Consider the following 11,761-nt stretch of genomic DNA (forward strand, 5'->3'; position numbering starts at 1 on the left):
AGGGAATGGCTCATGTCCACTACGTCCTCGGCAACCAGCCGCATGGGGCGGTTCCTGCAGAGACGGTCGCGCGTGGCCGCCGTCGTCATCACCATCACGGCGACGCTCCTGAGCAGCGTGGCCTGCTCCTCATCCACCCCGCCAGACGGCACACCGCCGGAGAGCCTCACCGTTCGCAAGGACATCGCGTACGCACCGGCGCAGCCGGCTGGCAGCCGCGGCCACCTGCTCGATCTGTACGTGCCCACGAAGGCTGGCAAGGGACTGCGGCCGCTGCTCATCGTGACCGGCGGCAGTGCATGGCGTGGCGACACCGGCAAGGAATTCGCCGCCGAGATCGCCCCGCACTTCACCGCGGCCGGCTACGTCGTGGCCGGCGTGTCCGTCCGATCGAGCTCACAGGCGCGCTTCCCCGCGCAGGTGCACGACGCCAAGGCGGCCGTCCGGTGGTTGCGCGCGCACGCTCCCCGATACGGCATCGACCCCACCCGGTTCGCCATCATGGGTGACTCCTCCGGCGGCTACGCGAGCACCATGGTCGCGGTCACCGGCGACGTACCCCACCTTGAAGGCACCGTGGGCGTCACTGGCGTGTCCAGCAAGGTACAGGCAGCCATCGACCTGTACAGCCCGACCGACTTCCCGATGATGAACGCGCAGATGCTTCCGGGCGCCTGCGAGGCGTTCAACCGGCAGATGGGTGTGACGGACTGCCACGACGACCTGGGCTCTCCCGAGTCGCAGCTGATCGGCTGCGCCATCCAAACCTGCCCGACCCGCGCCCGCGAAGCTAACCCGATCACGTACGTGTCGACCACCGATCCGCCCATCCTCATCGCCCATGGGCAGGCGGACACCCTCGTACCGCACGACCAGAGCAAACTGCTGTACCAGGCCGTGGAACGAACGTGCGCGACAGCCACGTGGTACTCGGTGCCCGACGTCGGGCACTCCACAACCATCCTGGCGCCCGACGTCGCCACGCCCGAGGTGCGCTCGACCGCCGGCTGCCAGGCTCAGCCCATCAGCCAGGAGGCAAGCCGGCCGACGCTCGCTGTGATCCAGTCCTTCATCGAGAGCAGCTGGGGTTAGATCAGCTGGTAGCAGCGTGAGCACTTGTTCATCGGTCGCGGCGCCGCAGGATGCGCGAGGATAGGACGGATCGCCCGTTCAGCGTGAAGGAGCCGCGCCCGTGTCCCGTATGCGAGAGATCGCAGAGGCCCGCAAACGGCTCGCCCCGCGCTATGGCGAGGAGGTCACGAAGCGTCTGGCTGAGAAGTTCGGCTATGAGATACCCGCCGTCGAAGCTGTGACGAACGTGGCGGACGCGGCCCGGAATGCGGATACCTCCGACGATGACGGCCGATGGCCAGCGCCGACGCCCGAAGACGTCGATGATGCGCTGCTTTCGATCAAGGCCGCCCGGGTGCTGCTGCTTGAGGACGAGCTGACCCTGATCGAGGCCGCGCGGGCAAACAACAGGTCGTGGAATCAGATCGGGAAGCTGCTCGGGATACCCGTGGCCGCCGCCAAGACACGCCCAGAGGCACTTCGGCAGGAAATCAACAAGCTCAGCGCGCCATGGTGAGCTGCTCGTTGAGGTCGGCGCTGTAGTACGTGGCCGGCAGGCGAAGCGACCATGCCGCACCGCGTCTTGGCCGCGGCGCGTGCACAGCCCGGCGCCGCGGCCTACGCGTCACTCGCCGTAGTACGCCTTCAGCGCCTCATGCACCGGCTCCAGATTCTTCCCGGACGTCTTGCGCGGCATCTGCCAGCGGAATGAGCCGCCCGAGCGATCCTTCCACTGAAGTACGCCGCCCATCCCGGGCAGGTCGAACGACTCGATCACCACGTCCTTGTCGCCCTTGTCGGTCCGCTGGACGCCTTCCGGAACGCGCCCGATCCACGGCACCTGGACGGCGTTGCCGGAGGAGGTGTCGAACACGCGGCCGCCGGCACGGACCGCCCACTGGCCGCCGGCGACGGGCGGCGACAGCCTGTCCGCCTTGTCGAGCACCTGCACGGTGAACGCCACCGCGGTGAAGTACTTCGTGACGGGCTTCGGCGAATCGTCGGCGCGGGTGCGGTGATAGTAGACGCCCGTCGGCGTGACCCGCAGACGGCCGCCCCTCTCCCCCTTGATGACGACGCTCTGGCCGAACTTCAGCAGCTTCGGCGCGAGCGCCTCACCGGCGGCGGACGACGGAGCGGCCTGCGCGGCCCCGCCAGTGACGGCAACCGCTGTAGACGCGACAGCGGCGATAAGTAAAGCGGAAAAGCGTCGTTTCAACGCCAACCTCCCTCTGGGAACGATCCACCTCCGAGCCCGGATCACGATAGCCGGAAGATCGCGCCCCCAACAGATGATCACTGCAACTCCTCTGCCACCGCCGCACCATGCGGGCGCTAACGACCGCTCGTGAACTGCGGAAATCGTCAACGGGCTGACCTGGCCGACACGACATAAGCGCGCCAACCCCGTACATGCCAGCCCAGATCTGAGGGCTGTCCCGGTGCTGACCGGGCGGACGGATCGCATCCGCAAGCAGTCAGCACACGGGGGAGACGGCAGATGACTGCCACCGCGTCCAAGGCGCACCTGAAGAACCTGAACCAGCGGCTCCAGACCAAGGCCGCCGACATCGAGCGCATCCGCTCCAGCTTCAAGGACGAGTCCGGCAAGGGCCACATGGTCCTCAGCAAGGAGCAGCACGCCGACTACCTGGCCGCCATCGACGAGGCGACCGAACTGAAGGCGCTCATCGTGGCCGAGCAGAAGGCCCTCGGCATCGTCGAGTTCCTGGAGCAGCCTGCCAGCACGCCCATCGCCGGGCAGCTCGCCGCCCAGCAGGGCCGCGGCACTCACCGGTCGCTGTCGCAGGCGTGGATGGAGTCGGACGCGTTCCTTCAGATGAAGGAGAGCGGCTTCCGTGAGATCCGCGGCATCGCCACGTTCGACCAGGGCCTGTTCTCCTTCGAGACCAAGGACACCTTCAGCCTGTCGGCTGGCACCGTTACCCACCCGGGGTTCGGCATGGCCGAGAAGGTCGGCCTCACCGAGCGGCAGAGGCGGCCCTCGCGCGTCCGCGACCTCTTCCCGGCCGAGTCCACGCAGGCCAACGTGCTGTACGGCGTCAGGCAGACGGGCTTCCTCAACCGGGCGGGATACATCCCGGAGCGGACCGCCGCCAACGGTGGTCCGGCGACTGGCGGCCCCACCGATGTCTGGGGCAGGGCTCCGAAGTCCGAGTGGACTTACGAGTCCTACACGGCGCCGATCGCCGAGATCGGGCATCACGAGGTCATCCACAAGAACACGCTGGCGGACGAGAGCAGGCTTCGCGGCATCGTCGAACGTGATCTCGTAGACGGAGTCAAGCTGCGCGAGGACGAGGAGATCCTTTTCGGCACCGGCGCCGGCGAGACGATCCTCGGCATCACCAACACGCCGGGCGTCCAGCTGTTCACCGGCCAGCCGTCGGACAAGCGGACCGCGCAGGTTCGCCGCGCGATGACGCTGTCGATCTTGAGCTACTACGACCCGAACGGCTGCATCCTCCATCCCTTGGATTTCGAGGGGATCGAGCTTGAAGAGGACAACCAGGGGGCCTTCCGAGTCGCCGTCAGTGTCGCGATCGGCGCTGAGAAGCGAGTGTGGCGGCTGAACGTCATCGACACGGCGGCCATGCACGCCGGCAAGTTCCTTCTCGGCTCCTTCGGGATGGGTGCCAAGTTGTACGACAGGGAGACCGTGGTCGTGCAGGCCTCGACGGAAACGGGCAACTCCTTCCTCGAGGGGACCGTGGTGATCAAGGCGAGTGAGCGGGTTGGCCTGGTGGTGGACAGGCCCGAATCGTTCGTGTACGGCAGCTTCACCCCGTACGTCGCCCCGTAATCACGCGCGGGCATCCGTATGACTGCCCGGCAGGGGTTGTGACCCCTGTCGGGCAGTCGCATCGAGGCGGTCGGCCCGCAGGCCGAACTCACCGCGCGACGTTAGCTCCAGCGATCGGCAAGGTGCATCGCATGGCCACATCTGCCGCATCGCCCACCTCTGGCGACGTCACGACCCAGCCCGCTGAGCAGTCGCCGCACCGAGGGCACCGGCCCGGCTGTCGCTGCATCAAGAAGACACCCGCCGTCGCGGCGCCGCAGCCGGAACGCTGGGTTTACCTGGCGACCATCGCGAAGGTCGTCGATGGCGACACCGTGGACGCGGTCGTTGACGTCGGGTTCGGCATCAGCCACAAGATCCGGGTGCGGCTGGCCGGCGTCTACGCGCCCGAGCTGGGCACGCCGGAGGGCGCGGCCGCGCGCGACTTCACCGCGCAGTGGGTGGCCGAGCATGGCCCCACCTTCTGGGTGCGCACATTCCGGGACCGGCGGGAGCGCTACGGCCGGTATCTGGCGACGGTGACGCCGGAGGCGGAAGGCGATGGGTTGGGGGCCGCGCTGGTGGCCGCTGGACATGCCAGCACCGCCTCGTGACCGAGACGAGGCCACCCCGATCACTACGTCGCGAATGATAGCGATTGCCCGGTTTGTTCCTGCCGACTGCTGCGAGCGGAAGGGCTCAGAGGCTCTCTGAAGCGTTGAAGGGCCTCTGAGGTCCATATGGTCGGCCGGTCGCCGTTCGCTCGCGTACGCGCATCTGACGGCGCTGCCATCTGAGCGGAAAGTCGCGATCAAGACCAAGCTGTGCGGAACGGCTCATCTTGGCAGTGACCGGGGGAATCTGTCAGGAGAGCGCGAGATCGCGTCTCTTGGCCGGTCGAACCTGGCAGTGCCCAGCTCAAAGGGATCGTTAAATCCTCCGCTGCCCTTGCAGGGGCCGAACACTGCCATGTTGATCCGGCCTGTCGCGCAGGAGGCCGAACGGAGGATCTTGTCAGTTCCCAGCTCAGAGCGTCAGCCTCCTGCCATGTTCATCCGTTCCCCACACAAGCATCCGCAACTGAGGCGTTCGCGTCCTTTGGGTTGAGTGTGGGCGTATGCCCGTCTCGCGTCGCATACCCCCAATCGGCGGCTGCGTCGATGAGCGCCTCCGGCAAGGCGGCCGGGATCGGGCGCGCCGGCTGGATGCGCCCGCTCCGAATCATGTCGGACCAGTCGCCCAGGCCCAGCTGCAGCGGCCCGTGCTCGTGGCGGCCGTACTCCAGCATGCCGGGCTCGAATTCAACGCCGATGTGGCCGCACACGCGCTCCACCTCCGCGACAGGATCAGCGACGAGGTCCTCATAGCGGACGGTCACTCCTGGCAGTGCCCGGCGTGCCTCGGACAGAGCTGCGGTGAACTGGCGCAGGTGGGCAGCGGCCTCGCTGGGTCTGTGACCGAACGCCTCACTCCATGACGCGACGATCGCGGCGGGGTGACGCAGCAGGAACACGAATCGCGCGTCCGGCCAGCAGACGGCCAGCCGCTTCCACATGAGCACGTGATCCGGGTGTTTCACCACCAGGACCGAGCAGCCCGACCGCCCCAGCTCCTCATGAAGGAGCCGATCCCACAGCAGATGTTCCGCGGTCGTCTGGTCATGGCCGAGCAGCGCGAGCGCCGCAGTTGGGACACCGGCCGGGACATGAACGGCGATGTCGCCGAGCGGTAGCTCATGCGGAGCGTGCACGCGGGAGTGGCTGTCCAGGATGAGCCGCAGCAGCGTCGATCCAGATCGCGGAGCTGACAGGACGAACACCGGGCGCGGCAGCAGCCGCGCACCGGGCCACGACGCGACGGAAGCAGCACTTCTGCGTACCATCCCCGACTCGCTGATCAGTTCGGTAGTCACGGGGGGAGGCTACTCATGTCGCTCGCAATAGCAACGTCGCCCGCCATCAAGGCCACTCTTGGCACAATCACCCTGGACGCGTTCAACGCGCCGGCGAACTCGCTGCTGGTTCTCACATGGGCGGGTCCGTGGACACAGTTCACGCCCACCGGCGGCGACCTGACGTGGCAGTCCCGAAAAATTTCCACGAACCGGTACGCGCAAATCTGGACTGCCCCGGTTCCTACGGCCAAGAACGGCCTGGTCATCGTGCTCAGCGGCGCGGAGTTCGAGGTGATGGGCGGCGCCAAGGTCTGGCTCGTGACGGGCGCCGACAACGCCTCGCCCGTGGGCGCGACCGGCACGAGCACGAGCACCGCCAACACGCTCAACGCAACGGCGTACACCACCACTCGATCCGGCAGCCTCTGCTTCTTCGCCGCGTACGAGAACACCCTCAACTACCCCTCCCCCACCCTGCCGACGACCACCGACGTCGGCGAGGCGTACTCGCTTCGTGCCGTTTACGCGACGAACGGCGGCGGCGTCGTCGGCCGGAAAGCGACGCCGGCCGCCGCCGCTGGCCAGACGGTCCAGTTCAACGCCGACGCTGCCGGGACGGCGTCGGCCTCGTGGGAGTGGGCGGCCGCGGAGATCCTTCCGCTCGTTGACGCGGGCGCACCGGCGCCGCCCACCGGGTTGCGCGTGACACAGGTGACCGGCACGTCCTTCACCGTCGCGTGGGACGCCGCGTCGGACCCGTCCGGCATCGCCGGTTACGGCATCTACCTCGACGGCGTGCAGGTGGCTGGCCCATAGGCCACGGCCGGCCAGCAGGTGGTGCGCGCCCGCTCCCTGGCCGACGGCTAATCCTCCAGCGCGTCAGGTGAGGCCACAACGAGATCGGGGGACTCAGGGGTGGCGAACAGGGTCGCGCAGACCTACAGCGGCGGCAGCACCAGCGGCACGCACGTGATCACGTTCACGGCGCCCACGCCAGGTGCCCGGCTGATCCTTCTGATCAGCTCGTGGAGCACGCTCGGCTCGATCCCGGCCGGCTGGACGCAGGACTTCAGCGCCAACGGCTACAACTACGTCTACGTGCTGTCGAAGATCGCCACGGGAACGGAAACGTCCGTCTCCCTGGCCATGGGCGATTCACGCCTGCACGCGGTCCTTCACGAGCGAGACGACTGCCCCCGCAAGCTGTTCAACGTCGCCAACACCACCCCGACGGCGTCGATGTCAGCCGCCGCGACGGTGCCGGCGGGTGCAGCTGGCCGCGTCTTCTCCGTGGTGAACGCGCCCAACGGCACCGCCGGATCGACCACCTGGAATAACGGGCTGGCCCAGCACTACACGGCAGCTGGCACGTCGTCGTACTCGGCGTTCGCGCACGGTGCCATGCCTTCGTCCGGGGCGAAATCCTTCACCCTCAGTGGCCTGGTGGCCGGCACGAACCAGTCGGTCTTCGCGATCGTCGGCTACGGCACCACGGACAGCCAGCCGCCCTCCGCCCCAGGCAACCTGCGGGCGACATCCGTCACCGGCACGCAGATCAGCGTGGAGTGGGACGCCGCCACCGACGACACCGCCGTGGCCGGTTATGGCCTCTACCTCAACGGCGAAAAGGTCGGAGCCGACCAGAGCAGCCTCGCCTACACCTTCACCGGGCTCACCGCGGGGCAGACGTACACGTTGGGCGTGGACGCGTCCGACACCTCAGGCAACAGGTCCGCCCAGACGCAGCTCACCGTGATGGCCGAGGTGGACATCACGCCGCCGACCACACCCGCCAACCTCCGGCTCATCGAGGCCACGCTCACGTCCCTGCAGGTGGCATGGGACGCCTCCACCGACAACGTCGGCGTTGCCGCATACGGCATCTACCTGGACGGGCTGCGACAGGGCACCGATCAGGCCGAACTCGAGCACACCATCATCCGACTCGCCCGCGGCACCTCGTACACGATCAGCGTGGACGCCGCAGACGCAGCCGGGAACCGATCACCGGCCGCGTCCCTCACGGTGTCCACCCTCGCGGGCGCCGACCCTTCCGCGCCCCTGGATCTGACCGCATCCCCGGGCAAGGAGCAGATCACCGTCGGATGGCGGGCATCCGACCCGGGCGAGTTGCCGGTAGCCCGATACGAAGTGCTGCTCGACGGCCGCCTCGTCGCCACCACGACAGCACTCGGCCTGGTTCTGGAAGACCTCGACGCCGGCACCACCTACGAGATCGCCGTCCGAGCCGTTGATACCGGGTCCGCGCGCGGCCCTGCCGCAACCGTCACGGTCACGGTGCCCACGGCGGAGTGGGTGGCGCTGGCCAGCCCCGTCTATCGCCTGGGCGACTGGGCGGGTAACGCGCTCGACGCCACCGGCGTCGAGTGGGTCGTGGAAGAGGAGGACGGCTGGGCGACCGGCGCAGAAGCGATCACGCTGGCCCGGGACTCCGACACCTCCGACGGCGGCTTCTCCGGGCCGGGCAAGTACGGCGGCCGCACCATTGCCCTGTCCGGCGTCGCCAGAGCGCCAAGCAGGATGGCGATGCTGGCAGCGCAGGAACGGCTGGTGCAGGCGCTGTACCCGCACGAAACCGGGGTGCTGCGAGTCGCCGAGGCGCACATCACGAGACAGGCGAACGTCCGCCTGGCCAACCAGATGGAGATCACCGACACGGGCGGCCGCACGTTCGAATGGGGGCTGATCCTCCGAGCACCCGATCCCCGCCGGTACGCGTCCCGGCCGGTGCATGTCGAGGTCGAGTTCGCGCCGGCGCAGACCAGCGGCAGCGCCACCGTCACGCTCGCGGGCGACTACCCAGGCATCCCGGCCAAACTGCGGCTGATCGGGCCCGTCGCCAACCCGGTGATCCGGCTGGACCCGCTCGGGTTAGAGATCAAAGCCAAGCCCGGAACGACGCTGCTCGACGAACGGTACGCGCTGACCATCGACCTGGCCACGCGCGAGGTGTGGGCGATCGTGCCGCCTGAAGTGTGGCCAGAGCCGCGCCTGGCCCGGTCCGTGCTGGCCCGCTTCCCCGCTCGATTCGCGCTGCAGCCAGGCCCGAACACGATCACGCTGTCGGGCGCGCTGGTGCCGGGCCAGGAGACCAAGGGGCCACGGCTGGTGATCGAGGTCGCGGACGCATGGATATGACCGGGGGCCTGTGAATGGCGCAAGTAGTTGAAGGCTTCGAGACCGGCACGCCGCTGGTGCCGAGGACAGGCACGTGGGTACGGGCCACTGACCAGAAACGCACCGGCACCTACTCCCTGAAAACTCCTACCGTCGCAGACAGCGGATCAGCCGAATGCGTGATGACCGTCCCAGCGGGCGCGCAGACGGTGACGTTCTACGCGAGGATCTCCACCGAGCAGGGCTCGTCCGGCGCGAACTGGGATCCGTTCATCTTCCGAGTCGGTTCGACAGAGATGTACCGGAACTGGGGCGAAGTCGGCTGGACTCAGGTCGGCCCCTACAGCGTCGTCGGCGCAACCACGATCACGTTCCGCTACCAGCGCGACTCCAGCGGAGGCGGCACCTCCAACGCGATCTGGATCGACGATGTGGTCTTCGAGGTGATTCCGCCGGATTCGGAACCGCCTGCCGCTCCCCCGAACCTGCGGGTGACGTCCATGTCGCCGCTCGACGTGGCGCTGGCGTGGGACGCGGCCACGGACAACACCGGCGTGGCCGGTTACGGCATCTACAAGGACAACATCAAGCAGGGCAACGACCAGGCCACGCTGACGCGCACGCTGACCGGGCTGGCCGCAGGCACCAGTTACACGCTGGCCGTGGACGCGGCCGACGCTGCCGGGAACCGGTCCGCGAAAACGTCGATCACGCAGACGACCCCCACCCCGCCGGTGGCCGGCGGCGAGGCGCTGACGCGCACCTTCCTCGGCCTGACCGCCGGCCGGACCTACGTCGTCGAGATCGACGCCATAGACGGCGTCGGGAACCGATCGGCGAAGACGTCCCTGCAGGTGTCCACCGACAACATGCCGCCCACCGTGCCGCCCGCCCTACGGGCCACGGCCGTTTCGGGCACACAGATCTCCGTTGCATGGAATCCCTCGATGGACGACATCACCGGGGTCGCCGGTTACGGCATCTACCTCGACGGCGTCCAAGCCGCCCAGCACAGCGGCCTCGGGTGGACCTTCCAGGCGCTGACTCCTGGACAGACGTACACGATCGAGGTCGATGCCGTGGACGGCGCCGGGAACCGATCAGCCAAGGCAGCCCTGACGCTGCAGGCGCAGATCGACACCGAACCGCCGACCGTACCAGCGAACCTCCGCGTCACGGCGGCGTCGCCGTACACACTGGCGATCGCGTGGTACGCCTCCACCGACCCGGGCGGTCTGGCCGGGTACGGCGTCCATCTCAACGGCGAGAGGGTCGGCCCGGACCAGCTCGGCGTCACCTACACCTTCTCCGATCTGACGCCGGAAGCGACGTACCAGATCACCGTGGACGCTGCGGACGTCACCGGGAACCGATCGTCGATGGCGCAGCTGACTCACGTTGCGCCGGCCGACCTGCCGCCGGCTCCGCCGACGAACCTGCGCGTGGCCGCGGTGTCCTACACGTCGTTCGCAGTCGCGTGGGAGGCCGCCACCGACGATGTGCAGGTTGCCGGCTACGACGTATCCGTCAACGGCACCACGGTCGTCACCAGCGGCGCCGCGCTCGAGTACGCGATGTCCGAGCTGCCGGACGACACCGCGTACACGGTGCGGGTGTGGGCCGTGGACCACATCAGCCAGCGCAGCCTGACACCGGCCGAGCTGACCGTGACGACCCTGAACGACCACGACCCCACCGTGCCCGCCTTCACCGCCACCGCGGACGAAGACTCGATCACCGTGGCGTGGGACACCGCGTCGGACGACTTCGCCGTCGTGGGCTACGAGGTCACGGTGGACGGCGCAGTCGTGCACACCACACCAGGGGTCGACTACAGCGTCGACGGCGTGATTACCCGCCAGCACACCATTCACGGGCTGACAGCCGGTCGGACCTACGGCGTGCAGGTCCTGGCCGTGGACACGATCGGGCAGCGGTCGGCCGACAACACGCTCCACGTGCGGACCACGCCGCTGCCGTACGTGCCGATCGAAACGCCGGTGTACCGGCTCGGGGACACCTGGGCAGGGAACGCCCGTGACAGCTTCGGCGTCGACTGGATCGTCACCGAAGCCGAAGGCTGGTCGTCGTCGCCACCTGTCTCCCCCACTGGAGCAGATCTGGGAGGCATGGACGGAGCGTGGGCCGGAGCCGGACGGTACGGGCCTCGCGCGATCGTTCTGTCCGGGGTGGCGATAGCCCCCAGCAGAATGGCGATGCTCGCCGCCAAGCAGCGGCTGGCCAGCGTGATCCACCCGCGGCAGCAGGCGCAGTTGCGCGTCATCGATGCCCGCATGGCCCGCCAGGCGCGAGTCCGGCTCGCCGACCGCATCGAAACCACCGACCAGACGGCGCACGTGTTCCAGTGGCGAATCCCCCTGATGACCGCAGACCCACGCCGCTACGCGACGACACCAGTGCGCGCGGCCGCCGTCGTGACGTCGCTGCCCGGGCAGGCATCGATGGTCGTCACGCTCGACGGCACGTACAGCAGCATCCCAGCGAGGTTGCGGCTGTTCGGCCCGATCCTGGACTGGACGATCACGCACGAGGAAACCGGCACCGTCATGCGGTCCGCGCCGGGCAAGTTCGTCCCGGCCGACACCCGCTACAGCTTCACGATCGACCTCGGCGTCCGGCAGGTGTGGGGGCACGTGCCGCCCGAGGTGTGGCCCGAACCACGACCTGGCCGGTCAGCGCTGACCGGCCGACCCGCCTGGTGGATGCTCATCCCCGGAACGAACACGATCACGCTGGCCGGCGAACCTCTCCCCGGCCAGCCAGGCACGCCACGGCTCGCGCTCGAAGCGTACGACGCCTGGTTATAGCCCTCCTCGGTTGCAGCCGCCACGGAC

9 protein-coding genes are annotated in these 11,761 nt (G+C 68.3%); 7 read left to right on the forward strand and 2 right to left on the reverse strand.

Annotated elements, in window-relative coordinates; translation table 11 throughout:
* Nucleotides 1-12: 12 nt before the first annotated feature.
* Both ETD86_RS12860 and ETD86_RS12865 read left to right on the forward strand, forming a co-directional pair.
* On the forward strand, nt 13-1,092 hold the full coding sequence (locus ETD86_RS12860) for an alpha/beta hydrolase (RefSeq protein WP_211370008.1): 1,080 nt from the start codon (nt 13-15) through the stop codon (nt 1,090-1,092).
* 100 nt (nt 1,093-1,192) lie between these two features.
* The gene (locus ETD86_RS12865; RefSeq protein WP_138666364.1) at nt 1,193-1,588 is read left to right on the forward strand and encodes a hypothetical protein; all 396 of its coding nucleotides are present in this window, start codon (nt 1,193-1,195) and stop codon (nt 1,586-1,588) included.
* A gap of 108 nt (nt 1,589-1,696) precedes the next feature.
* Here the strand turns inward: ETD86_RS12865 and ETD86_RS12870 are convergent, their stop codons facing one another.
* Nucleotides 1,697-2,290 (reverse strand): hypothetical protein, encoded by a 594-nt coding sequence (locus ETD86_RS12870; protein WP_138666365.1) that lies wholly within the window; start codon nt 2,288-2,290, stop codon nt 1,697-1,699.
* A 282-nt stretch (nt 2,291-2,572) separates the two neighbouring features.
* Here ETD86_RS12870 and ETD86_RS12875 point away from each other — a divergent pair, with 282 nt between their 5' ends.
* Nucleotides 2,573-3,895 carry a phage major capsid protein gene (locus ETD86_RS12875; protein WP_138666366.1) on the forward strand — a complete coding sequence of 441 codons (1,323 nt, stop codon included), beginning with the start codon at nt 2,573-2,575 and terminating at the stop codon, nt 3,893-3,895.
* Nucleotides 3,896-4,026: 131 nt separating this feature from the next.
* Nucleotides 4,027-4,488: a thermonuclease family protein gene (locus ETD86_RS12880; protein ID WP_138666367.1), complete on the forward strand. Its 462-nt coding sequence runs from the start codon at nt 4,027-4,029 to the stop codon at nt 4,486-4,488.
* 437 nt (nt 4,489-4,925) lie between these two features.
* Here the strand turns inward: ETD86_RS12880 and ETD86_RS12885 are convergent, their stop codons facing one another.
* Complete coding sequence (locus tag ETD86_RS12885; RefSeq protein ID WP_211370009.1) at nt 4,926-5,786, reverse strand: sulfotransferase family protein; 861 nt, start codon at nt 5,784-5,786, stop codon at nt 4,926-4,928.
* Nucleotides 5,787-5,801: 15 nt separating this feature from the next.
* Here ETD86_RS12885 and ETD86_RS12890 point away from each other — a divergent pair, with 15 nt between their 5' ends.
* The 3 genes from ETD86_RS12890 to ETD86_RS12900 all read left to right on the forward strand — a co-directional run bounded on the left by ETD86_RS12890 (nt 5,802) and on the right by ETD86_RS12900 (nt 11,734).
* Nucleotides 5,802-6,584 (forward strand): fibronectin type III domain-containing protein, encoded by a 783-nt coding sequence (locus tag ETD86_RS12890; RefSeq protein WP_138666368.1) that lies wholly within the window; start codon nt 5,802-5,804, stop codon nt 6,582-6,584.
* Nucleotides 6,585-6,683: 99 nt separating this feature from the next.
* On the forward strand, nt 6,684-8,927 hold the full coding sequence (locus tag ETD86_RS12895) for a fibronectin type III domain-containing protein (protein WP_138666369.1): 2,244 nt from the start codon (nt 6,684-6,686) through the stop codon (nt 8,925-8,927).
* A 161-nt stretch (nt 8,928-9,088) separates the two neighbouring features.
* Complete coding sequence (locus ETD86_RS12900) at nt 9,089-11,734, forward strand: fibronectin type III domain-containing protein (RefSeq protein ID WP_170223053.1); 2,646 nt, start codon at nt 9,089-9,091, stop codon at nt 11,732-11,734.
* Nucleotides 11,735-11,761: the final 27 nt, after the last annotated feature.

The organism is Nonomuraea turkmeniaca (assembly GCF_005889735.1).
Taxonomy (GTDB): domain Bacteria; phylum Actinomycetota; class Actinomycetes; order Streptosporangiales; family Streptosporangiaceae; genus Nonomuraea; species Nonomuraea turkmeniaca.

What these genes read in the sequence shown, in the direction of transcription:
- ETD86_RS12860 (WP_211370008.1), top strand. Translation starts at nt 13, where the DNA reads ATGTCCACTACGTCCTCGGCAACCAGCCGCATGGGGCGGTTCCTGCAG.
- ETD86_RS12875 (WP_138666366.1), top strand. Translation starts at nt 2,573, where the DNA reads ATGACTGCCACCGCGTCCAAGGCGCACCTGAAGAACCTGAACCAGCGG.
- ETD86_RS12880 (WP_138666367.1), top strand. Translation starts at nt 4,027, where the DNA reads ATGGCCACATCTGCCGCATCGCCCACCTCTGGCGACGTCACGACCCAG.
- ETD86_RS12890 (WP_138666368.1), top strand. Translation starts at nt 5,802, where the DNA reads ATGTCGCTCGCAATAGCAACGTCGCCCGCCATCAAGGCCACTCTTGGC.
- ETD86_RS12900 (WP_170223053.1), top strand. Translation starts at nt 9,089, where the DNA reads ATGACCGTCCCAGCGGGCGCGCAGACGGTGACGTTCTACGCGAGGATC.